This is a genomic window from Aquabacterium lacunae (assembly GCF_004310865.1).
GTDB lineage: Bacteria > Pseudomonadota > Gammaproteobacteria > Burkholderiales > Burkholderiaceae_C > Aquabacterium > Aquabacterium lacunae.
Genome location: NZ_SIXI01000007.1, coordinates 33,719 through 56,767, shown reverse-complemented (window position 1 = coordinate 56,767; position 23,049 = coordinate 33,719). Strand labels below are relative to the sequence as shown.

20 protein-coding genes are annotated in these 23,049 nt (G+C 65.2%); 9 read left to right on the top strand and 11 right to left on the bottom strand.

What is annotated here, in order from left to right:
* Window positions 1-46 precede the first annotated feature (46 nt).
* The 3 genes from EYS42_RS14970 (at window position 47) to EYS42_RS14960 (ending at window position 2,768) form a co-directional block, all read left to right on the top strand.
* Window positions 47-1,234 (top strand): nucleotide sugar dehydrogenase, encoded by a 1,188-nt coding sequence (locus EYS42_RS14970; protein WP_130969004.1) that lies wholly within the window; start codon window positions 47-49, stop codon window positions 1,232-1,234.
* Window positions 1,235-1,381: 147 nt separating this feature from the next.
* Complete coding sequence (locus tag EYS42_RS17185; RefSeq protein WP_207301170.1) at window positions 1,382-2,032, top strand: PEP-CTERM sorting domain-containing protein; 651 nt, start codon at window positions 1,382-1,384, stop codon at window positions 2,030-2,032.
* 214 nt (window positions 2,033-2,246) lie between these two features.
* Window positions 2,247-2,768: a PEP-CTERM sorting domain-containing protein gene (locus EYS42_RS14960; protein WP_165456809.1), complete on the top strand. Its 522-nt coding sequence runs from the start codon at window positions 2,247-2,249 to the stop codon at window positions 2,766-2,768.
* On the opposite strand, the gene EYS42_RS14955 is transcribed toward EYS42_RS14960, so the two are convergent.
* From EYS42_RS14955 to EYS42_RS14945, 3 genes are all read right to left on the bottom strand, one after another.
* Window positions 2,754-3,470 carry a PEP-CTERM sorting domain-containing protein gene (locus tag EYS42_RS14955; protein WP_130969002.1) on the bottom strand — a complete coding sequence of 239 codons (717 nt, stop codon included), beginning with the start codon at window positions 3,468-3,470 and terminating at the stop codon, window positions 2,754-2,756. The two genes, EYS42_RS14960 and EYS42_RS14955, sit on opposite strands and share 15 nt — an antisense overlap.
* Before the next feature lie 209 nt (window positions 3,471-3,679).
* Window positions 3,680-4,375, bottom strand: a complete 696-nt coding sequence (locus tag EYS42_RS14950; RefSeq protein ID WP_130969001.1) for a PEP-CTERM sorting domain-containing protein — start codon at window positions 4,373-4,375, stop codon at window positions 3,680-3,682.
* A 246-nt stretch (window positions 4,376-4,621) separates the two neighbouring features.
* Window positions 4,622-5,095, bottom strand: a complete 474-nt coding sequence (locus tag EYS42_RS14945; protein ID WP_130969000.1) for a PEP-CTERM sorting domain-containing protein — start codon at window positions 5,093-5,095, stop codon at window positions 4,622-4,624.
* Between the two features lie 228 nt (window positions 5,096-5,323).
* On the opposite strand from EYS42_RS14945, the gene EYS42_RS14940 reads away from it, so the two are divergent.
* Window positions 5,324-6,118 carry a PEP-CTERM sorting domain-containing protein gene (locus EYS42_RS14940; protein WP_165456808.1) on the top strand — a complete coding sequence of 265 codons (795 nt, stop codon included), beginning with the start codon at window positions 5,324-5,326 and terminating at the stop codon, window positions 6,116-6,118.
* A gap of 14 nt (window positions 6,119-6,132) precedes the next feature.
* Here EYS42_RS14940 and EYS42_RS14935 read toward each other — a convergent pair whose 3' ends face one another.
* Window positions 6,133-6,792, bottom strand: coding sequence for a PEP-CTERM sorting domain-containing protein (locus EYS42_RS14935; protein ID WP_130968998.1), 660 nt, complete (start codon window positions 6,790-6,792; stop codon window positions 6,133-6,135).
* A 183-nt stretch (window positions 6,793-6,975) separates the two neighbouring features.
* On the opposite strand from EYS42_RS14935, the gene EYS42_RS14930 reads away from it, so the two are divergent.
* Both EYS42_RS14930 and EYS42_RS14925 read left to right on the top strand, forming a co-directional pair.
* Window positions 6,976-7,833, top strand: a complete 858-nt coding sequence (locus EYS42_RS14930) for a hypothetical protein (protein WP_130968997.1) — start codon at window positions 6,976-6,978, stop codon at window positions 7,831-7,833.
* Window positions 7,830-8,708, top strand: coding sequence for a PEP-CTERM sorting domain-containing protein (locus EYS42_RS14925; protein ID WP_130968996.1), 879 nt, complete (start codon window positions 7,830-7,832; stop codon window positions 8,706-8,708). The genes EYS42_RS14930 and EYS42_RS14925 overlap by 4 nt, the downstream gene beginning before the upstream one ends.
* 14 nt (window positions 8,709-8,722) lie before the next feature.
* Here the strand turns inward: EYS42_RS14925 and EYS42_RS14920 are convergent, their stop codons facing one another.
* The 6 genes from EYS42_RS14920 to EYS42_RS14895 form a co-directional block, all read right to left on the bottom strand.
* On the bottom strand, window positions 8,723-9,403 hold the full coding sequence (locus EYS42_RS14920; protein WP_130968995.1) for a DUF484 family protein: 681 nt from the start codon (window positions 9,401-9,403) through the stop codon (window positions 8,723-8,725).
* A 22-nt stretch (window positions 9,404-9,425) separates the two neighbouring features.
* Window positions 9,426-10,289 (bottom strand): diaminopimelate epimerase, encoded by an 864-nt coding sequence (gene dapF / locus EYS42_RS14915; RefSeq protein ID WP_130968994.1) that lies wholly within the window; start codon window positions 10,287-10,289, stop codon window positions 9,426-9,428.
* A gap of 50 nt (window positions 10,290-10,339) precedes the next feature.
* Window positions 10,340-13,648, bottom strand: coding sequence for a response regulator (locus EYS42_RS14910; protein ID WP_130968993.1), 3,309 nt, complete (start codon window positions 13,646-13,648; stop codon window positions 10,340-10,342).
* 167 nt (window positions 13,649-13,815) lie between these two features.
* A complete protein-coding gene (locus tag EYS42_RS14905; protein WP_130968992.1) occupies window positions 13,816-15,387 on the bottom strand; it encodes a methyl-accepting chemotaxis protein in 1,572 nt (523 codons plus the stop codon).
* Window positions 15,388-15,500: 113 nt separating this feature from the next.
* Window positions 15,501-16,397: an LpxL/LpxP family acyltransferase gene (locus EYS42_RS14900; protein ID WP_130968991.1), complete on the bottom strand. Its 897-nt coding sequence runs from the start codon at window positions 16,395-16,397 to the stop codon at window positions 15,501-15,503.
* A complete protein-coding gene (locus EYS42_RS14895) occupies window positions 16,394-17,290 on the bottom strand; it encodes a lysophospholipid acyltransferase family protein (protein WP_130968990.1) in 897 nt (298 codons plus the stop codon). Before EYS42_RS14895 ends, EYS42_RS14900 begins: the two co-directional genes overlap by 4 nt.
* 212 nt (window positions 17,291-17,502) lie before the next feature.
* Between EYS42_RS14895 and metK the strand changes: the two genes are divergently transcribed.
* Window positions 17,503-18,687 (top strand): methionine adenosyltransferase, encoded by a 1,185-nt coding sequence (gene metK / locus EYS42_RS14890; protein WP_130968989.1) that lies wholly within the window; start codon window positions 17,503-17,505, stop codon window positions 18,685-18,687.
* Window positions 18,688-18,722: 35 nt separating this feature from the next.
* Here metK and EYS42_RS14885 read toward each other — a convergent pair whose 3' ends face one another.
* Window positions 18,723-19,670 (bottom strand): hypothetical protein, encoded by a 948-nt coding sequence (locus EYS42_RS14885; RefSeq protein ID WP_130968988.1) that lies wholly within the window; start codon window positions 19,668-19,670, stop codon window positions 18,723-18,725.
* 181 nt (window positions 19,671-19,851) lie between these two features.
* On the opposite strand from EYS42_RS14885, the gene EYS42_RS14880 reads away from it, so the two are divergent.
* On the top strand, window positions 19,852-21,660 hold the full coding sequence (locus EYS42_RS14880; protein ID WP_130968987.1) for a hypothetical protein: 1,809 nt from the start codon (window positions 19,852-19,854) through the stop codon (window positions 21,658-21,660).
* A gap of 139 nt (window positions 21,661-21,799) precedes the next feature.
* On the top strand, window positions 21,800-23,035 hold the full coding sequence (locus tag EYS42_RS14875; protein WP_130968986.1) for a cyclic di-GMP phosphodiesterase: 1,236 nt from the start codon (window positions 21,800-21,802) through the stop codon (window positions 23,033-23,035).
* Window positions 23,036-23,049: the final 14 nt, after the last annotated feature.

Sequence of the window (23,049 nt, the reverse complement as noted above, 5' to 3'; positions counted from 1 at the left end):
ATTTCTCGCGTTCTTTTTGTAATCCTTTTGATTCAGTGGTGCTGATATGAATGTATCTTCGGGTGAAGTTAAGATCGCCGTGTTTGGCCTCGGCTACGTCGGCATGTCCATGGCCGTGCTGCTGGCCCGCCACAACCAGGTGGTGGCCGTTGACCTGTCGGCCGACCGGGTGGCCAAGGTCAATGACAAGGTGTCACCCATTGAAGACGCAGACATCACGCGTTACCTGCAATCTGAGCCCCTGAACCTGCGCGCCACCACCAGCGCGGCCGAGGCCCTGGAGGGTGCCGAGTTCGTGGTCATTGCCACGCCCACCGATTACGACTCTGAAACCAACCGCTTCAACACGCGCAGCGTGGAGTCGGTCATTGCGCAAACGCTGTCGCTGGCGCCTGACGCGGTCATGGTCATCAAGTCGACCATTCCGGTGGGCTACACCAAAGATGTGAGCGAGCGCTTGCGCACCAGCAACGTGATGTTCTCCCCCGAGTTTCTGCGTGAGGGGCGTGCGCTGTACGACAACCTGCACCCCAGCCGCATTGTGGTGGGCGAGCAGTCGCCCCGTGCCGAGCGCTTTGCGGCCTTGCTGAAGCAGGCGGCCCTGAAGCAAGACGTGCGCGTGCTGCTGACCGGCAGCGACGAGGCCGAGGCCATCAAGCTGTTTGCCAACACCTACCTGGCCATGCGCGTGGCTTATTTCAATGAGCTGGACACCTATGCCCAGCTGCATGGCATGGACACCCGCCAGATCATTGACGGCGTGTGCCTGGACCCCCGCATTGGCCAGCACTACAACAACCCCAGCTTTGGTTATGGCGGCTACTGCTTGCCCAAAGACACCAAGCAGCTGTTGGCCAACTACAGCGCGGTGCCGCAGAACCTGATCGGCGCCATCGTCACCAGCAACACCACGCGCAAAGATTTCGTGGCCGATTCCATCCTGGAGCGCAAGCCCAAGGTGGTGGGCATTTACCGCCTGATCATGAAGGCAGGCAGCGACAACTTCCGCGCCAGCTCGATCCAGGGCGTGATGAAGCGCATCAAGGCCAAGGGCGTGGAGGTGGTGCTGTACGAGCCGGTGCTGGAAGAAAGCCGTTTCTTCAATTCCGAAGTGGTGCGTGACCTGGCCGAGTTCAAGCAGCGCTGCGACGTGATCGTGGCCAACCGCATGAGCCCCGAACTGGCCGATGCGGCCGACAAGGTGTACAGCCGCGATTTGTTTGGGCAAGATTGAGGTGTCGAAGAATTTGACACTTTTTGCGGCGGGGGCTCAACAACCTTTCGCAAGTCATTGATTTTTGGGCATTGAGGGTGCGTGGCCCGAACATTGCTGGTTTGAGCCTGCCCAGACGTTTGGGTGTGCATCGAAAGCAGTACCGTCATGACCACCCGCCGCTCATTCAAGCCCGCCGTTGTGGCCCTCGCCCTGGCGGCCTTGTCGCAGGCCACCCTGGCCGCCCCCATCGTGGTGGACCAGTCGCAGACCGCGTCCAACGTCAACTATGGCTTGTTCGGCAACCTGTACAACTGGGACCGCCCAGTCAGCGTCTGGCAGTCGTACACCGCGGGCATCACGGGCAACCTGGCTGGGGTGGGCATGGCTTGGGGCGGCACCATTGCCAGCGCCGACCTGAAGATCTACGCTGGCACTGGCGTGACCGGCACGCTGCTGGGCAGCTACACCTTGAGCAACCTGGCAGGCAACAACGGGCTGCAGGCCCTGACCACCAGCCTGAGCGTGGCGCAGACCGCTGGCAGTGTGTACACCTTCTCGTTGGAAAACCTGGTGTGTGGCGGCAGCATGTGGGCTTGTAATTACAGCGCCATCCAAAACACCGATGCTTACGCGGCGGGCGTGTTCATGGGGCAGGGCTACCACATGCCCATCACCTACAAGGCGGGCGTGACCAATGCCGACCTGGTGTTCCAGACCCTGGTGGCCGCCCCGCAGCAGGTGCCCGAGCCCTCGGCACTGGCCCTGGTGGGCTTGACGCTGGCCGGGCTGGGCGTGGCCAGCCGCCGCCGGGCCTGAAATTCAGCCGCGTGCCCATGACGAACAAGGGCACGCAGGCCACCTGACCGAAGTGGTGCTTTTCGGCATCCCTGCAGGTGCAGAAATTGCTGGCGTCTTGGCTCATTCATCAACCAAAAGGTGAATGCCATGCGCAACGTTGGATCCAAGGTGAAAGCAGCGATCAGTTGGATCGCTTGGACGGTGGCGACTGCAGCGAATGCCGGCATCCGTCGTGGACGGCACGCTGTACCGCACAGGTGGGTTGCAGCTGGGGGCCGCCGCACCTTGGTACAGCGGTTCTGGCGATTTGGTGCAGACGACCGTCGGCATCCACCGATTCACTGTGAATTCGCCGGGCAGCGTCACCTTTGACATCCTGTCATGGGAGGGGGCGGGCGGGAGCAGCACTTCGCCTCCGACCGACATCAACGGCGATGGGTCGATTTACGACCGCGACGCCTTCATGAGCGCGAACCTGGCCGCAGGCGATTACTTCCTGGCGGTGGGCTCGTGGGACTTCGATGATGTGGACGCCTTGTCTGGGTCAGCGTTCGGCAGGGGGCCGATCACGTGGAACGGTGCAAGCTATGTCGTGGCAGACCATGGCGACTACCGTCTGACAGTCACCGGTGATGTGTCAGAAATTCCTGAACCTGGCGCCATGGCACTGGCGGTGCTTGTGCTGGCCGGCGTTGGGCTGGCCAGGCGCAGTACGCTGAAGCGCCAGCGAGCGGTCAACTCAGCCTTGGCTTGATGCCTTGCGCCGGCTGAGGCACACGCCACCCAGCACCAGGCCGATCAGGGCCAGGGCCGAGGGCTCGGGCACGGCCTGCGGGTTGGACGAGTAGGTCCAGAACACGCGCTGGTCACCCGTGGCAACACCTGTGCGGTTGTTGCCTGTGGGGTTGTATTGGATGCTGCCGCCCAAGACGCCCAAGCTCCCGGTGCTGAAAAACAGGCCACGCGCCAACGTGGTTTCTGGCGTGCCAGCGGTGCTCGCATTGCCAAAGCCGTCCATCAAATTGCGCTCAACGCCAATGCTCAGGGCCGTTTCTGCGGCGGTGGTGAAGCCCCATCCACCAGAGCCGGAGGTGCGGTACCAGTTCAGGCCATTCGACCAGTTCTGCACAGTGCCGGTGTCGTCGCCGGTGTGGTCAACGTAGGTGATGCGGCTCACCGCACTGGTTTCGCCCATGCCGATCACGCCGTAAGCGCCCAGCGATGCGTCCCACAAACCCATGGCCATGTAGTCGCCACCGGTGCAGGCGTCCAGAACAGGCCTGATGAGGTGGGCGGACGTGGCATTGGAGCGGTAGCACTCGGTCCAGCCCCAGCTGGCCACGGTGTCGGTGCTGACGTTGGTTTGAATGCCAAATGGGATCACGCCGGCGTGGGCCGTGCTGGCCAGCAGCGACATGGTGATGGCAGCGGCCAGGGCGGTGTGGGGCGTGCGCAAAACGGGGTCCTCCGCGTGAGCTGTGGGCAAGAGTCCGTGCCCAGCCGAGCACGGCGCTGCAAAGCTTAGCTCCAGGTGACAAGGTGTAACCGGCCGACCACCCTCCAGCCCTGCAGCCAGGGGAGTGAAAACTTCACGCTTCTGGTGGTGGGCACAAAAAAGCCGACCCTGAGGTCGGCTGATCGGCTGTGGCCAGAGCGCCTGCTGGTTCAGGCGGCGCGGCGGCGGCTGAGGTACACACCACCCAGCACCAGGCCGATCAGGGCCAGGGCCGAGGGCTCGGGCACGGCCTGCGGGGCAGACACGGTCCAGAACACGCGTTGGTCATTGCCGTAGTATTCCATCGGCGTGAAGTTGTTGCCTGTGGCGTTGTAAGCCCAGCCATTGCTGAAGTTACCGTAGTAGTCCACGTGGAAGCTCACACCCTTGGCCAGCGTGGTTTCAAGGGTGCCCTCGTTGTCAAAGCTGTTGATGCCGTTCAACAGGTTGATGTCAGCGCTGTTGAGCGCGGTTTCAGCCGCCGTGGTGAAGCCCCAAGAGCCGTCACCCGAGGTGCGGTACCAGTTCAGCCCGTTGGACCAGTTTTGCACGGTGCCGTTGTCGTCACCCCGGTAGTCGGCGTAGGTGATGCGGGTGACGGTGCTGTACGCGCCCACGCCCACCACGCCGTAGGCTCCCAGGCTGGCGTCCCAGATGCCCATGGCCAGGTAGTCACCCTGGCAACTGCTCAGCACGGCGGCGGTGCTGGCTGCGTAAGAGGCGTTGGTGCGTGAGCACTCGGTCCAGCCCCAGCCGGCAATGGTGGCGTTGGACACGTTGGTTTGAAGACCGGACGGGATCACGCCCGCTTGGGCGGCGCCCATGACAAGGGTGCTGGCCGCCATGGCGATGTACTGCTTGCGCAAAATGTGGCTCCTTAGCTTGTGAGGGATGCACCCGCCTGGTCAAAGGCGGCTTCAACTCACTTGTCGCAATAGTTGTGCCAATTTGTAACCCATTGATTTCAAAGGGGTGACATGGGCTGAGCCAGGCGCACTGTCAAAAAAATCGACAAAAAAAGCCGACCCGAGGGTCGGCTGGTGCCAGGCTCAAGCGCCTGGGGTGGCGCATGCTGAGCCGCTGGCTGGGCGGCTTGACGACGCCCTGCTGGATCAGGCAGCGCGGCGGCGGCGAGCGGCCATCAGGCCAGCCACGCCCATGCCGGCCAGGGCCAGGATGGTGGCTTCGGCTTCAGGCACCGGGGTGGCGGTGACATTGATGTTGCCGGCCAGCAGGCCCGAGCTGGGCGCGAAGTTGAAGGTCAGGCTGTAGTTGCCAGCGGCCAGGCCGGTGAACGAAGCGGTGCCAGCGCTGGGGCTGAGGCTGCTGGCGGTGGGGCCGCTCAGAGCGATGCTGCTGATGTTGACCGGGCCGAACAGCGAGAAGAACGACAGGTCGAGCTGGTAGGTGCTGCCTGCGCCCAGCGCGAAGCTGTAGGCGGCAGGGGTGTAGGCGGCGGCGAAGATGCTTTCGCTGCCGTCGCTCAGGTCAATGGCGCCCGGGCCGGAGGCCAGGGGCACGGATGCGTGGGCGGCCGAGAAGGCCAGCGCGGCTGCGATGCCGAGTGCTGCGCGTTGGAAAAACATGTGGATCACTCCCGTGTAGGTTCAAGACAGCGCGCCATGTGGATTCCGTAGCGCGTCGGTTGTGACATTTTTAACACGCTGCGGCGCAGCAAACAACCCACCCTTGGTCACCAGATGTGTATGGAACCCCGCTTGATTGAGGGGGGCGCAGTGCATTCGGGCTATTTCTATGGCGCTTTTTGCGGCGAGTGGGTTCAATGTGACCATCAATCAACAGCGGAGGCTTGCATGAAAAGCAAGGGGGGCTGCGGCGTGGCCGCATGGGGTGTGTTGGCATGGGCGCTGTGTGCCGGTGGGGCCCAGGCCGCCATCGGCGAGGTGAATTTCATCACCACATTGACGGGGCCCGAGGGCGCGCGTGACCTCACGACCGCCTCCTATTCCTTCTTGACTTTCGACGAATGGGTGGGGGTGACCCGCAGGCAGACCTTCGTGTCGGCTGAGTGGTGGGCGCCCGAAACTTCAGAACCTTTCCGCGACGAAAACGGCCAGTGGGTGGTTCGCCAGGAGGGCACGCAGCTGATCCAGGGGGACGACTGGCACTTGCGGGCCGCTTCGGTGGATCGGTTTTCAGTGAGCTCTGGGCCGGCTTTGGCGGGGCCGCCCGAGGTGGGCTGGCAGACGCTGAGCCTTCAACCCACCACCACCGACCCGCTGCTGTCGCTGACCCTGAGCCTGACCAGCGCCCAGGCGCCAGTGGTGACGTTCAATGGGCAGCAGGTGACCATGGTCGACCGGGGCATCGGGCCGTCGGGCCTGACCGAGTGGCGCCTCGATCTGGGTTATCAGCCCGATGTCACGTTCAGCGGCCTGCTGGCGCAAGCCGCGCCGGGCGCAGACATTACAAACTTGTGGGTGTATGCCGACACCGCACGTGACGGGAACTTTGTCTGGTTGCCCACGCCGGTGTATGAGCAGGTGGCGGTGTCACGCCTGTTGCCTGTGCCCGAGCCAAGCACTTGGGCCATGGCCGCCGTGGGGCTGTTGGCTTGGGGGGTGTGGGGGCGCCAGCGCCGGGTTTGAACGTGAGAGTGGCCTCAGCCTGCCCGGCGCCGGTGTGCGGCAACCCCGGCAGCCAGTGCGCCGGCCAGCATCAGCAGGATGGCCGAAGGTTCTGGCACAGGGCTGACCTTGCCGAAGCGGAACTGGTCGAAGCCGACTGCGTCGCCTGGCGCACTGCCCGTCACCACCACCTGGTTGAAAGCGCGGTGGGTGTTGATCACGCCGAAGAACTTGTGGTTGGAGTCGGCCTGGTAATGAAACACATAAGACGCTGAACCTTGTGGCGTTTGCAAGGTGAAGGTGGTGGGCCCCACATCGCCCAGGTCGCCGGTGTGAAAGCCGAAGGCGTTCATGGTGCGGGCGTCGAAGGTGAATGTGAGACGGCTGCCTTCCACTGGGTTGACCAGAAGCATGCAGCCCGACTGCCCCCAGCAGAAGTTGCCGCTGTGGGGGAACAGCGCGGTGTTGGATTGCACATTCAGCCCAGACGCCAGTTGAGTGAGTGACTGGACTGTGGGGTAAGTCAGGTTCTCGACGGTTTCTTCGGTCAGCGTGATGCGCGCTGACGCCGCAGCAGCCAGGAAGCTGGCTTCGTCGGTGTAGAAGACAGGCAAGGTGGCCACGATGGAGGTGGCTTGGGCCGTGGTGCTGGCCAGCCAGAGGGCGGCGGCAGCGGCAACAACAATGGAGCGCATGGGTCAGACGGCAGTAGGGGCAACCCAGCAGTGTGAGAGCTTGGATTTGCTCCTAACCATCCCGACAACTCGGGATCCTGGCCCCCTTTGGTGGGAACCCCATTGAAAGAAGGGGCATCGGTGGCGTAACCTACGGGCACAAAAGCGCGGGCCTTCGGGCTTGTCATTCAACCCGGAGGAACCATGAACCCCCTGTTCACGCGCGCCCTGTGCGCTGCGGCAGGGTGGCTGTGCGTCAGTGGCGCACACGCTGCCTTGTCGGTCAATGTGTCGGTCAGCGGCTCGTATGCCGCGCAACTCACCGACGTGCGTCAGTTCATCAGCACCACCAACGATGTGTTCGTGGAGCAGCTCAGCGTGGGCGACACGTTCAGCGACACGCTGTATTCGCCGGCTTGGCAGGAAACCATCAACGGGGTGCTGTTCGATGTGCGCGAAGTGACCCAGCGCACAGGCCGCAATGTGCTGGCCGTGTACGGCTCGGTGGACACCTTGACCAGCACGGGCAAGGTGCGAGATGCCCAAGGGCAGCCCGGTGCAGGGGCCGCGGGCGCCAATGGCTCGTGGCTGGACCTGCAGTTTTCGTTTTCTCAGCCTGTGGCGAGCTTCAACGTGAGCCTGTACGGCACGTCGGGCCAGTTTGTGCACAACCACTCGGGCTTGGGTGTGCCGGTGGCCGCCGGGGTGCTGGTGGATGGCCAGACCGCTGAGCAGCGTGGCAATGTGTTCCTCACCACCGTTGACACCCGCTGGAGCGCCACGGTGGCTTCTGTGGGCTCCGACAGCACCGGTGTGCTGCTGGCCACCGACCACCTGCCGGGTGGTTACACCGACCGCTGGTTTGCTGGCGTGAGCAGCAAGGCTTACAACACCTACCAGAAGACCACCTTCCAGGGCACCCAGTTTTCGTCGCTGCAGTACACGCCGGCCGCCGTGCCGGAGCCCGAAGTGGTGGGCCTGGCCCTGGTGGGCGCGCTGGTGGCCCTGGGCGCCGCCCGCAAGCAAAGCAAAACCAACAACGCCCTCAAGGAGGCCGCATGAAGCGCGCATGGATGTCGTTCAAGGGCGTGGCCCTGTGTGGCGCCTGGGCGCTGGCTGCCGGGCATGCCCAGGCGTTTCAGTCTGAACTGATCAACCTGGCCGAGGCCCGCGTGGGCGTGTCGATCACGTCGACCACCTCGAGCCCGCAAGCCCAGTTGCTGCCCGATGAGCTGTTCGGAGCCTGGCGTTACACCGACGTGGGCATTGCGTCGGCCACGAACGAGCTGGGCCGCACGGTGGTGGACCTGGGCCTGGACATGAGTTCGCAGTTTGTCGACGCCGCCACCGGTGAGCTGTATGCCTACCGTGTCAGCCGCATCGACGTACAGCAGACCACCGAAACCCAGTACGGCAGCTACGACATGCTGGACTGGCGTGGCAGCTTCACGGCCCCGGACGAAGGCACGGCCCACTGGTTCGATGTGCGCTTCAACTTCACGGGCGATGTGCGCGACGCAGCGGTGCGCGTGGAGGGCCGCAATGGCAGCTTCACGCACCCGCGCACCGGGGCCACCGTGGCGGTGCCGCCCGCCGTGACCTTCGATGGGGTGCGGGCCGGTACGGCGGGCACCGACACCTTTTTGTCGGTTCGCTCTGAAACCTGGGACGCTGGCCGTTATGGCATCTCGGCGCCAGGGGTGCTGACCCTGGGCCTGGAAAATGCCAGGGGCGGCAGCGCTTCGCGCTTCGGCATTGAGCTGGTGAGCCAGTACTTCAATGTGCGCAGCGTCACCCAGGACACCTCGTACAGCTTCACCACCACGACCTTGGAGCGCGTGAGCGCTGTGCCCGAGGCAGGCGCCACGTGGTTGGCTCTGGCGGGTGCGGGGCTGGCCGTGGCGGCAGCGCGCCGTCGGCGTCAGGCGGGCGCTTGATCAGGCGCCAGCCTTCAGGCCAGCAGCCGTGACAGCGCGGCGCTGGCCAGCTCGCTGATCTGCGTCAGGAACTCCACGCCCATGTCGGCCGTGTAGCGGGTGGCGTCGGGCGAGGCCAGCACCAGCAGGCCGAACACGTCGCCATCATGGTGCAGGGGCAGCAGGGCCAGCGAGGCCACGGTGGTCGGGTCTTCCAGCCAGCGGGCGGCTTCAAAGCCGGCGTTCACGCCGCAGTAAGGCAGGGTCAGGCTGCGTGCAAAGCTGCGGGCGTCGTCGCTGATGGCCTGCGCGCAGGGCAGCTCGGCATGCTCGGGCTTGACCGGGTGCTGGGCGTTGCCCCACACGCGCAGGCCCACTTGCGGGATCAGAAACTGCCGCTGCAGTTCGGTGGTGAGCACCTCGGGCAGTTGCGCGTCGTCGTGCGTGAGCATCACGGTGCGCACCCAGTGCTGCAGGCGCTGGGCAATGGCTTCGTTTTCCTGGCTGTGCCGGATCATCTCCATGATGCGGCGTTCGAGCCCCTTGACCTTGTCACGCATCATTTCCAGCTGGCGCTCTTGCAGCGACACGGCACGTTGGCCGTGTGGGCTGACCAGCTGCACGGCATGCAGCAGCTGGGCCTGGCGCTCGAAAAACCCCGGCGTGTGGATCAGGTAGTTCGCGATTTCGTCTTCGGTGATGCCTTGCAGGTTCATGGCAGGGGTATGGGGTCGGATGTCAGAGGGCGGGCACGTCGATTTCGCCGTGGAACACGGTGACGGCCGGGCCTGTCATGAGCACGGGCTGGCCGGGGCCGGCCCAGGAAATGGTGAGGCGGCCACCGCGCATGTCGACATCAACGGTGTTGTCGAGCCAGCCCAGGCGGATGCCGGCCACCACGGCGGCGCAGGCGCCCGAGCCGCAGGCCAGCGTTTCGCCCGAGCCCCGTTCGTACACGCGCAGTTTGATGTGGCTGCGGCTGACCACTTCCATGAAGCCGGCGTTCACGCGGCGGGGGAAGCGCTCGTGGCCTTCGATCTGGGGGCCCAGTTCATCGACCGGGGCCTGTTCGGCGTTGCCGACACGGGTGACGGCATGCGGGTTGCCCATGCCGACCACGGCCACATCGACCGGGTGATTGGCCAGCTCGATGGTGTACAGCGCGCAGCCGTTGACCAGGGTGGGGCTCAGGCCTTCGGGGTTGAAGGGCACCTCGGCAGGCACCAGAAAGGGCGCGCCCATGTCGACCGTGACGCGGCCATCGGCCTGCAGGCGCGGTTCGATCACCGACTTCAGGGTCTGCACGCGGATGCTGGTTTGGGTGGTCAGGCCGGCGTCGTGCACGAAGCGCGCGAAGCAGCGGGCGCCGTTGCCGCACTGTTCCACCTCGCCACCGTCGGCGTTCATGATCCGGTAGGTGAAGTCGGTGCCGTTGGCGGCGTTGCCGGGCTCGACGATCAGGATCTGGTCGGCGCCGATGCCAAAGCGTCGGTCGGCCAGGAACCGGTATTGCGCCGGGCTCAAGGCCAGGGGCGCCTGGGTGGCATCGAGCACGACGAAGTCGTTGCCCGCGCCTTGCATCTTGGTGAAACGCAGCTTCATGTGCCCATTATCGGCGCACATGGCGTGTTCATGGGCTGTTCAATGGGCTTTCAGGCCTCGGCACGGCTGCGGCGGCTGCTGAGCCACAGGTCCAGCCCCTGCAGGAACTCGGGCAGGTTCAGGGGCTTGGTCCAGAAGGCCTCGAAACCGGCTTCGAGCGCGCGGTTGCGCTCGTTGATCATGGCGTTGGCGGTCAGGGCCACGCAGGGCGTGGGGTGCCGCTGGCTGCGCAGCGCCTGGAGCACTTCGTAGCCGTCACCGTCGGGCAATTGCAGGTCGAGCAGCACGAAGTCGAAGCGCTGGCCCGCCACGGCGGCCAGGCCTTCGGCCACGTTGTGGGCCACCACCAGCTCCACCTCGGGGCGCAGGCTGAGGAACTCACGCACCAGCAGCACGTTGCTGGGGTTGTCTTCCACGTACAGCACCTTGCCTCGGGTGTGGGCGTTCACCTGCACGGCCTCGTCTGCCGTGATGCGCGTTGGCACGGGCAGGAGGGTGTCCATCAGGGGCTCGGCGCGTGGCAGCACCAGGCTCAGGGCCACCGGGCTGTCGGGGCCGTTGTCGATGCGCAGGTGCCCACCGATCGATTCCAGGGCCTGGCGCGAGATGGCCAGGCGCATGCCCTGGTGGGGCTCTTTGTCATTCAGGGTCGCTTCTTGCAGGGCGCCGTAGGGGTCGAGCATGGCGCCCACCTGCATGGGGGTCAGTGGCAGGCCTTCGTCGATCACGCGGATGGCCACCTCATGCCCGAAGGGCTCGAAGGCCAGGGTGACAGTGCCATAGGCCGGGGTGCGCTGGATGCCGTGCGAGGCCACGTTCACCAGGGTCTGCTTGAGCAGGCGGCGGTCGGCCCTGACCGAAGGCCAGGCGCCCAGTTCACGCAGGTCGATGCGCACGTGCTGCACCGAAGCCAGTTGTTCGATCAGGGGCAGCAGTTCGCCCATGAGGTCGACCAGCGAGACGGTTTCAATGTCCAGAGGCGTGCTGCCCGATTCGAGGCTGGACAGGTCCATCACGTCGTTGACCATCGCCAGCATGTGCCAGCCGGCCTGTTCGACCTGGGCCATGTAGTCGTCGAACTGCTGCAGGCGCTCAGGGCTGCCCGAGCGGCGCAGCAGTTGCACAAAGCCCAGCATGGCGTTCAGCGGCGAGCGCAGTTCCTGGCTGATGCGCGAGACCAGCGCGCTGCGGTCGGCCTTGTGGCCCAGGCTTTCGCGCTGGCGGGCTTCTTCCAGCTGGTGCTGCATGGTCACGTCGATGCACAGGCCCTCGGCCCGGGTGACGGTGCGGCGGCTGTCTCGGTCGACCGTGCCCAGCCAGATCACACGGCGGTTCACCCCGTCCAGGCCCTGCCACTGCAGCGCCACTTCGAGCTGTTCGTCGGCTGTGATCAGTGCCAGCTCCAGCGCCTCGCGTTGCGTGCCGTTCAGGCACATCTCCATCAGCCAGGCCGTGGCCGGCGGTGGTGTGGTGTGCACGCCCAGCAAGCGCAGCATGGGCTCGTCGAAATGGAAGCCTTCCTGCAGGTCGTAGCGCCAGTGGCCCACGCCGGTGGCCCCGGCCAGCAGGGCCAGGCGCTGGTGGGTCTGGGCGGTGCGGGCCTCGCTGCGGCGGCGCTCGGTCAGGTCCACCAGGGTGCCCAGCAGTTGCTGAACCTGGCCTTCTTCGTTGGCCTGGCTGGCCCAGTTCACCAGCAGGCGCCGGGGGTGCTGGTCGGGCGGTGTGAGGGCGCATTCGAACTGGCCCTGGCTGGCCTCTCGCAGGCCGCGGCTGAACTGGTCATGCACTTCCTGGCGTTGGGCCGGGTGCACCCACTGCAGCCAGGTCTGCCAGCTCACCACCGACTGGGGTTCGTCCAGCCCATGGATCTGGCAGGCGCGTCCGTCGAGCAGCATGCGGAACTGCACCAGGTCGAGCTCCCAGATGCCCAGGCCCGTGGCCTGAGTGGCCAGTTGCAGCTTGGTGCCCAGGTGCTGCAGGCGCTCCATGTCGCGCGTGGGGTCGGTGATGTCGAGGTTGGCGCCCAGCACGCCGGTGATGGTGCCGTCTTCCTGGCGCAAGGCGGCCATGCACACGCGCTGCACGCGTTCGCGGCCGTCGGGCGGGATGATGCGCATGGTGGTGTCGACGGCCAGGCCTTCGTGCCGCACCTGGTCGAGCGCCACCACCGCACCCGGGTGGTCGTCAGCATGGATCCAGCCCAGCACCGTGTTCAGGGGCAGGGTGCGTGCGTACGAGGGCAGGCCCAGCTGGGCGGTGGCCTGTTCGTCCAGCACCACGGTGTTGCGCGCCAGATCCCACTCCCACAGGCCGACCTGGCCGCTGTGGGTGGCCAGGTTCAGGCGTTGCGAGGTGGCCAGTTGCTGGCGCAGGTGCAGCTCTTTCTGCTGGCGCTCGGTGGCCAGGCGGTGACGCGAGCGCAGAAGCTCCAGGCCCAGCGAGAGTTCGTCGGCCATGCGCTGCAGCAGCACCGCGCGCGAGGGGGCAAAGCTGTCCACGCCGTCGCAGGCCAGCAGCAGCACCGCGTGCACGTCGTCGTCGGTGTGCAGCGGCAGGGCGATCAGGGCCTGGGCGTGTTCGGGCGGGTGCGCCTGTTGCCACAGGGGCTGTTCGCGGGCCGAGTTCAGGCGCTGCACCATGCAGATGCCCGATTCCACGGTGCGCACCAGGGGGTGGCTTTCCCAGATGGGGTCGTCCAGGCGGAAGGGCCCGGGCAGGCACAGTTCGGCCCGGTTGCCCGCCTGGCACAGGGGCACATGCACGGTGCGCTTGCTGCTTTCCACGGGCACCACGGCGGCGGCCAGGTAGCGGCCCTTGACCACGAGGGTGCTGCACACGCGTTCGAGCAGGTCGGTTTCATGGTCGTGCCGCATCAGCAGGCCCAGCACCTCGGTGACCAGGTCGAGGGCTTCGCGCAGGCGCTGCACTTCCATGCGCATGTGCTCGACATCGTCACCCACGGGGGCCAGGTCGAGCACGCCGGCGGGCATGCCGCGTTCGTCGTGCAGGCCGATCTTGACCTGAGGCTGGCGCACGGCGTGGCCGTCGGGCCCGGGCTGGGGCTCAGACCAGACGATGTGGGGCTCGCGGCTGCGCAGGGCCAGTCGGTCGGCCTGCACGCGCCAGCTGGCCACGTCCTGCCCGATCAGGTCGGCATCAGACAGCTGGCCTTGCAGGCTGCCGGGCAACAGGTGGTTCACCTGGCCGGGCATGTTGATGTAGCGGTAGCGCAGTTCAGGGTCTTTGACCGAGACGTGCAGGTTCAGGTGGTCGGCAATGAACTTGAAATCCACGCCAATGCTGGCGCCGCGCCGATGCAGCAGTGCCAGTTGCGAGGCGAGGTCCGTCAGACGTTTCAATGCCGTGCTCCCCGGTTGGTGCACCGGGGCTCTGTGACCCGTTGTGGTGCTTTGCAACATTCTGCAGCAGGCCCGCCCAGTGGATCATTCACTCAGACGGCCAGAAAGCTGTCATTTGTGGCCACCGGGTGGCTTTTTCGGACGAATGCGCTCGTCAGATCTGCAATTCAGGATTGCAACTTGAAGCGCGCCACCGCGTCGTGCAGGGCCAGGGCCTGCTGGCGCAGGCTGTCGGCCGCTGCCGCCGACTGTTCCACGAGGGCGGCGTTCTGCTGGGTCATCTGGTCGAGCTGGCCCACCGCCTTCGACACCTGGCTGATGCCTTGGGCCTGCACCTGGGTGGCGCCGGTGATCTCGCCCATGGCCTGCGTCACCCGGGTGATGGAGTGGACGATCTCGCTCATCACCTCGCCGGCGTCTTTCACGCGCTGTGCGCCCACATCGACCCGCTCGACCGACTGGCCGATCAAGGTCTTGATTTCGCGAGCGGCTTCGGCGCTGCGCTGGGCCAACGAACGCACTTCGCCAGCCACCACCGCAAAGCCTCGGCCCTGTTCGCCCGCGCGGGCGGCTTCCACCGCCGCGTTCAGCGCCAGGATGTTGGTCTGGAAGGCGATGCCGTCGATCACGCCGATGATGTCGTTGATCTGACGCGAGGCCTGGCTGATGGCGTCCATCTGCTGCACCACGTTGCCCACCACCTCGCCGCCGTGCTGGGCGCGCTGGCTGGCGGTGTCGGCCAGCTCATTGGCCGTGAAGGCCGACATGGCCGAGCGATCGACCGTGTCATTGAGCTGCTCCATCGAGCTGGCGGTTTCCTGCAGGCTGGAGGCGGTCTGCTCGGTGCGCAGCGACAGGTCCTGGTTGCCGGCGGCGATCTCGGTGCTGGCGCGCAGCATCGACTGGGCCGATTCACGCACCGAGGCCACCATGTCGCGCAGCGATTCCTGCATGTGGTGCATGGCCAGCATCAGGCGGGCGATCTCGTCATTGCCTCGGGGGTTGATGTCGCGGGTGAGGTCGCCGTCGGCAATGGCGCGTGTGATGTCTTCGGCGCGCTTGAGCGGGTGCGACACCGACAGGATGGTCAGCCCCATCAGCGGCAGGAAGATGAAGCCCGGCGCCAGCAGCATCACCCACAGGCCCAGCAGGCTTTGCTGCACGGTGGCGCCGGTCTGGTCGCGCCGGGCCTGGGCCAGTTTCTCCACATCATTGCGCAGCCGGGTGGCGGCCTTGTCGAGTTCAGCGGCTTGCTGGCGGCCTTCGGCGGTGCTCTGGAAGGCCTCGGCCGACGACGAAATCGCGTTCGACAGCATCAGGTCGAGCGTGGGCCGGATGCCCTTGTCGTAGGCCCCCAGCAGGGCTTGCATGGCCTTGACCTGCTCGGCAATGGCGGGTGTGGGGGCGCCTGCATTCAGGCTTTGCAGCACGTCGACCAGTTCCGCGTGGCGGGCGTTCCAGGCCTTGACCTCAGCCTCCACCGTCACTGAATCACCGGTGTTGATGAGGGCGGCGCTTTCGTTGGCGCGCAACTGGCCCAGCACCTGGGCGAGCTGGCCCACTTTCTGGGTGGCCATGAACTCCTGGTCGGCAAAGTCATCCAGCGAAGTTTTCAGGCCCAGCAGCTGCACGGTCATGCCGCCACCGACCAGCAGGCCGATGCCCACGACCAGGCCCATGCACGCGATCAGGCGGGCGCGGATGGAAAAGCCCCGCAGCCAGGTGATCCAGGTTTGCATACCGACACTCCATGCGTTGTGCCCGGTCTGTCCACACTGATGACCGGCTCTGAGCAGGTATCGGCCGCTGGTGAGGGGAAATTGAGCGCAGCCAGGGGGCTGTTTGCGCCACGTCAATAAAGGCTGGGTTCGCCTTCTGGACGGGTCTTGAAGCGCTTGTGCACCCACAGGTACTGGCTGGGGTTGCGCAGGATCTGCTGCTCGATGTACTGGTTCAGGCGCAGGGTGTCGGCTTCGGTGTCGGCCGTGGGGAAGTTGTCCAGCGGCGGCATGAAGTGCACCTTGTAGCCCTGGCCACCCGGCAGCATCTCGGCGATCACGGGCTGCACCACCATGTTCAGCATGCGCGCCAGCCGCGAAGGCGCCAGCAAGGTGGCTGCAGGAACGCCGAAGAAGGGCACAAATGCCGAATCTTGGCGACCGAAGTCCATGTCAGGCAGGTTGAAGAAGCCGCGGCCCTGTTTCACGGCGCGCAGCAGCGGCTTGACCGAATCGCTGCGCGGGAAGATCTCGGCGTCACCGAAACGCAGGCGCCCGCGGCGCATGGCGGCATCGATGACGGGGTTGCTTTGTGTCTGGTAGATCGACGCGCCGGGGCGGGGCTGGCACAACAAAATGGCCGCACCGGCCACATCGAGGCCCACGAAGTGCGGGCACAGCCACATGGTGGGGCGGCCGGTTTCCTGGAACACGCGCTCGGCCAGGCCAATGTCACCTTCGACCTGGATGTACCCTTTCACACGCTGCTCGCTGCCGTACCACAGCACACTGCGCTCGATCAGGCTGCGCGTGAGCCAGCCGAAGTGCTGTTTCAGCAAGGCCTGGCGCTCGGCCAGTGGCATGCCGGGCAAACACAGTTCGAGGTTGCGCAGGCCGATCTTGCGGCGCGAGCCCGCCAGACGGTAGAGCAGGGCGCCCAGGCCACGGCCCAGGGCCGCCAGCACCGGCAGGGGCAGCCAGTGCAGCAACCACATGAACGACAGGAACAGGCGAATGCCGAAGCTTTTCATGGTTCGGCCGCCGTGGTCAGGATGTCGGGCCTGGGGCCCTTGTAGCGGTTGTAGCCCCAGAGGTATTGCTCGGGACACTGGCGGATCATGGCTTCCATGAGCTGGTTCATGACCTCGGCGGAACGGACGTTGTTGCCTTCGCGCAGCACGGCCATGGCAGGCGCATGCACCGCCGTGGCATGCACAACGAAATCACAGCCCTGGCGCCAGCGTTGCAACAGGCCGAGGCGTTCGCCGCGCAACAGGACCGGGGTGCAGCCGGTTTGGGCGATCAGCTTGGCGGCCATGGTCATGGTGTAGGCAGACCGACCAAAAAAAGGCGCCCATTCGCCCATGCCTTCAGGGGGCACCTGGTCGGGCAGAACGCCGATGGTGTCGCCCTTTTTGAGCGCCCGAACGAGCTGACGCACACCGCTCAAGGTGGCGGGGCTGGCCAGGATGCCCGGGCGGTTGCGCGCGTGCACCATCATCTCGGCCAGCCAGGGCTGCTTGGAGGGCCGGTACAGCGCGGTGATGGGGTGCTCGGCGCCGTGGCGCTCGGCGTAGGCCTGAGCCACCACCTCGAAGCAACCCAGGTGGGGGGTGAGGATCATCACGCCCCGGCCTTGGGCGACGGCCTGATCGACATGCTCTGCACCCCGCCATTGAACGCGCTGGCCCAGGCTGGCGTCACGGGGGCGTCCCCACAGGTACGGGGTTTCGGCCACCATGCGCCCGGCGTGGGCCACGGCCGACAGCCTTTGCCCCACCGTCAGGCCCGCCGCCCCGCCGTGCTGCCACAGGCGGCGGCGGTAAGAGGGCGACAGCAGGAAGGCCAACCAGCCCAGCACGACCCCGATGGCCTGAAGCAGCCCCAGAGGCCAGTGAGCCAGCATGAAAAACACACGGGTCATGGTGGCGCGAATGATAAAGGCCCGCAGACCATGCCTGATGCGGACACCGGAAATGAGCCCTTGCGCTACACTTTCTGCATCGCCGAGTTAACAGGACAACTTGCGGGGCGATTCAAACATGCCGCTAAAGCGTTCGCCGCTGCCCGGAGAAAGTTGTTTGCTCCCCCAGCCACGGCGACACGCCGAGGTCACAACTTTCTGGAGCACACACCGTGGCGAACGATTTCCTCTTCACTTCCGAATCCGTCTCTGAAGGGCACCCTGACAAGGTGGCCGACCAGATCTCTGACGCCATCCTCGACGCCATCTTCGAGCAAGACCCGAAGAGCCGTGTGGCCGCCGAAACGCTGTGCAACACCGGCCTGGTGGTGCTGGCCGGCGAGATCACGACCAACGCGCACGTCGATTACATCCAGGTGGCGCGCGACACCATCAAGCGCATCGGCTACGACAACACCGAGTACGGCATCGACTACAAGGGTTGCGCCGTGCTGGTGGCCTACGACAAGCAGAGCAACGACATCGCCCAGGGCGTGGACCATGCGTCTGACGATTTCCTGAACATCGGCGCCGGTGACCAGGGCCTGATGTTCGGCTACGCCTGCAACGAAACGCCCGAGCTGATGCCTGCGCCCATTTATTACGCGCACCGCCTGGTCGAGCGCCAGGCCCAGCTGCGCAAGGATGGCCGCCTGCCCTTCCTGCGCCCTGATGCCAAGAGCCAGGTGACCATGCGCTACGTGGATGGCAAGCCCCACAGCATCGACACCGTGGTGCTGAGCACCCAGCACGCGCCTGAGTGGAGCCTGGGCGACAAGATGAAGCCCGAGTTCAACGAGGCCATCATCGAAGAGATCATCAAGCCGGTGCTGCCCAAGGAATGGCTGCAGAACACCCGCTACCTGATCAACCCGACCGGCCGTTTCGTGATCGGTGGCCCGCAAGGCGACTGTGGCCTGACCGGCCGCAAGATCATCGTGGACACCTACGGCGGCGCCTGCCCGCACGGTGGTGGTGCCTTCTCGGGCAAAGACCCCTCGAAGGTGGACCGCTCGGCCGCTTACGCCGCCCGTTACGTGGCCAAGAACATCGTGGCCGCCGGCCTGGCCAAGCAGTGCCAGGTGCAGGTGGCCTACGCCATCGGCGTGGCCCAGCCCATGAACATCACGGTGTACACCGAGGGCACGGGCGTGGTGTCTGACGAAAAACTGTCGCAGATCGTGGCCGAAGCCGGCATTTTCGACCTGCGCCCCAAGGGCATCATCCAGATGCTCGACCTGCTGCGCCCCATCTACAGCAAGACCGCGGCTTACGGCCACTTCGGCCGCGAAGAGCCCGAGTTCAGCTGGGAGCGCACGGACAAGGTGGCTGCGCTGCGTGCAGCGGCCGGCCTGTAAGACAGTCCTTGCTTCAGGCCCTCAGCCGCGCCAGTTCAGGCCACGGCTGGGTGGCTGGTTGCACGCCGGCGCCTGCCGGCCACCAGCACCGTGGCAATGCCTCCTGCAAACAAGGCCCAGGTGCTGGCTTCAGGCACCGGCGTGGTCACGCCCTGGAAGGTGCGTGCGTACACCCAGGTGTCGGCAATGAAGCCCATGGTCTTGGTCTGGGCCGTGTCGTTGCGCAGGGTGATGCTGAGGGTGCTCTCCAGCGTCACGTTGCCCAACTGGTCGGGCTGGTAGAAGCGGTTGATGCCCATCGCCATGTAGTCCTGGCCGAGCACATCGGTGCTGTCCAGCAGGTTGCCGTCTTCTCCGTTGAAGTAGGTGTCAAACAGTTCGCTGTTCAGCAGCGCGGTCTGTGCCTCAATGTCGTAAGCACAGTTGGGGCAGGCCGTGGCATCTGCCAGGGTCAGGCTGGTGCGAGCCAGCCCGGTGAGCGTCACGCTGGTGTAGGGCGCCAGCACCAGCACGCGTTGAGCGGGCAGCACGCTCGGGTCAGGCTGCGTGACGTCAAGGTTCAGGGCGGCGGCCACGCTTTCGGTGTACAGCACCGAGCCCATGGCGTTGAGGGTGACACCACTGCTGAGCGTGCCTGCTTGTGCGCTGGCAAAGCCGGTGCGGCCGGCGTCGGCCCAGGTGCTCTGGCTGCTGACATCAAACGGCGAGCTGCTGCTCACGGGCGATGACCGGCGAATGTTCTTCACATCTTGAATGCTGCCGCCGAACACCGGTTCGATCACCGTGATGGCTCCGACAAAGGCCAGGGGGCTGTTCATGTCGTAAGTGAATCCGGCGGTCAGGCCGTCGCCTGGGGTCAGGTCGATCACTTGGAACTGCAAGTTGCTCAGGTTGGCCTGTGCCGTGTAGCTGGCCGCTTGGGCTGAGCCAATGGCGGTGAAGGCCAATGCGCTGGCACACGCAATGTGTCTCACTTGGAACATGCAGAACCCCTGTTTGGCGTGATTTGTTGCATCTTAAGAGCAGATGGTGGGATTGGCAACTCATGTGACTTAACACCGCGTCGGGGGCATGCGCTGCTTCATCGGCCACCGCCATCGGCCGATGACATGAATTGCGCCTGTTGCGGCGCGATACCCATTCAATGTCTCAAAGGAGTGTGCGATGAAGTCCAACTTTTTCTATTCAGCGCTGGCGATGTCCGTGCTGCTGTCGGCCTGCGGCGGCGACAGCGATGACAGCACGGGCACATCGCCCACCACCTTGACAATCTCAGGTACGGCGGCAGCAGGTTTGCCGCTGGTCGGGACCGTGGCCGTGAAAGACGCCACAGGCCGAGTCAAGACCGTGACCATTGGCGCCAATGGTGCATACACGGTGGACGTGTCCGACATGACCGGGCCTTTTGTGTTCCGTGCGTCAGGCACGGCGGGGAGCGCCACCTACACGTTGCACTCGGGCGCCACCAGCGCCGATGCCAATGGCACCATCAACATCACACCGCTGACCGACCTGGTGCTGTCGAACGTGGCCGGTGAGCTGGCTTCAGGCTACTTTGAGCGCTTCCAGGGCAGTGCGGCCAACGAACTGAGCCCCGCTGCCCTCAATGCCGAGGTGGCCAAGCTCAAGGAAAAGCTGCTGCCAGTGCTGTCGGCCATGGGCGTGGATGCCGCGACCGACTTGTTGCGCACGCCGTTCACCCCCTTGGTGAGCGCGCTGGACAAGGCGCTGGATGCCGTGCGCGTGGAGTACGACAGCGTCAACAACACGGCCACTTTGCGCAATGTGCTGACCAGCGAAACCATTTCCGACGACCTGGCCGTGAAGGCCGGTGCCGAAACCAACCCGCCGGTCATGAGTAACACCACCGACCTCAGCACCGCGGCCGATGACATCACCCGCGTGCGGGCAGCCTTGCAGGCCTTCACGGGGCTGTTTGCGGGCGGGTTGCCAGACCCTGGCGACATCCAGGCCCAGTTGACCGACGACTTCCTCATGAACGACCGCGACAAGCTGCTGTTTGCCAGCGAACTGGCAGGAGACGGGCTGATGGTCAACGCGCGGTTCACCGACGTGGAGATTCAGGGCTTCGACTACGGCGATGCCAACACCGAATACGCCACGGTGACCATGACGGTGCGTGCCGCCAATGGCGCGGTGATCGATGTGGTGCGTGACTTCAAGCTGGCACGCGCGTCGGACGCCACGACCTGGAAGCTGCACGGCAACCAGGAGGTGATCGATGTGAGCGCCATGGCCCTGGCCGTGATCACTCAGGACAATGCATCGGTGAATGGGGACTGCAAGCGATCGGGCCTAGAGTTCTACATCGAAGACTATGACACGGCCAACAGCAGCGGCGTCTCCACCGTGCGGGTGACCGGGCCTGGTCTGCCCGAGTTGGGCCTGGTGTTCCAGCCTGGCGGTGCCCCTGGCCGCTACGAGATCGGCGGCATCGGCGGTTCGCTGTACACCCTGACCGAACAGGATTGCGGTGGCTCGGCGCTGATGACCGATCAAGAGATTGCCGCCATTCCCGATGGGTCGGTGTACCAGATTGCGCTGGAGGGCGGCAGCGGCACCGTGCTGCACACCTACCAGCGCAAGCTGTTCAAGCGCCCCGTGACGCTGGCGGAGATGACGGCGGCCTCGTCGCCCTTCCCGGACATTGTGTTGCCTTCGTCGCTGGATGCATTTGACTTGGACACCGACTTTTTCAATCAGACGAATGTGGGTGCCATGCGCTTGAACACGGGCTTCCTGGCCCGCGTGTATGCCGGCCGCAATGCAGGCGGCAACTATGCCGATGCGAGTGAGGATTTGCTGCCCAACGCGCAGGGGCGTGCCGAGACCCAGATCAACCTGGGCGACCCAGGGCAGGATGGCATCGGCTACAAGGTGCTGCAAGTGGAGACCTTTGACAGCCCCACGCGCAGCTTCATGCGTCGCTACGAGTACAGCGGCAACCGTTGATCCCGGGTAGACCCAGGTGCCCACGATGGGCGCCTGGGTTCAGCAGGCCCAAGGCTGGGTGCATGGGCCTGCCACTCAACCCTGGTTCGCACATGCCGATATCCACAGCAGTGTTGCTCAGGCGGCTCCAAGCCCTGCCATGCTCAAGAAAATTCCCATCCAACAGCTGCGAACCGGCATGTACGTGCAGGAGGTGTGTGGTTCCTGGATGGACCACCCGTTCTGGCGCAGCAGCTTCCTGTTGAGTTCGGACAAGCAATTGCTCCAGTTGCAGGGGGGCGCGGTCAAAGAGGTGGTGATCGACACCCGCAAGGGCTTGGATGTGTCCAAAGAGGCGCCAGGAGCAGCCTCGCTGCACGAGCCTGCGGAAGAACCCGAGCATGTGGGCGACACTGCTCCGCTGGTGCTGGTAGCCCAGTCGGAGCCGCCTCGGCCTGTGCCTTTCGAAGAAGAGGTGGTGCGCGCCAACCGCATCGTGCAGCAGGCGCGCGGCCAGATGAAAAGCATGTTCGAAGACGCGCGCCTGGGCAAGGCCGTGGATGCCGAGCATTGCCTGCCCCTGGTGGACGACATCACGCAGTCGGTGTCGCGCAATCCGGGCGCCATCGTGAGCCTGGCCCGCCTGAAAACCAGCGACGACTACACCTACATGCACAGCGTGGCCGTGTGTGCCCTCATGGTGGCCTTGGCCCGCCAGCTGGGCTTGAACGAGGCCGACACACGAGAGGCCGGCATGGCCGGGCTGGTGCATGACCTGGGCAAGGCCATGATGCCGAACGAGGTGCTGAACAAGCCAGGCAAGCTGACCGAGGCCGAGTTCGCCATCATGAAATCACACCCGCAGGCCGGCTACGACATGCTCAAGGAGGCCCGCGGCGTGGGCGAGGTGCCCATGGACGTGTGCCTCCACCACCATGAGAAGGTGAACGGCAAGGGCTACCCGCATGGCCTGGCCGGCGACGACATTTCCATCTACTCGCGCATGGGGGCGGTGTGCGACGTGTACGACGCCATCACCTCGAACCGCCCGTACAAGGCGGGTTGGGACCCGTCTGAATCCCTTCAGAAGATGGCGCAATGGGCGCAGGAGGGGCATTTCGACCCTCGCGTGTTCCAGGCCTTCGTCAAGAGCATCGGCATCTACCCCACCGGTTCGCTGGTGCGGTTGAAGTCGGGCAAGCTGGCCGTGGTGGTGGTGCAGGGCGGGCAGTCGCTGCTGCAGCCCACGGTGAAGGCCTTTTTCTCGACCCGTGCCAATGAGCCGATTGCACCGGAAGTGATCGACCTGTCGAAATCGAACGACCAGATCGAATCGCGCGAGAACCCGGGGCAGTGGGGCTTCCGGATGCTGGATGAGTACTGGCTGACGCCCTGAGCGCGGCAGGTGCT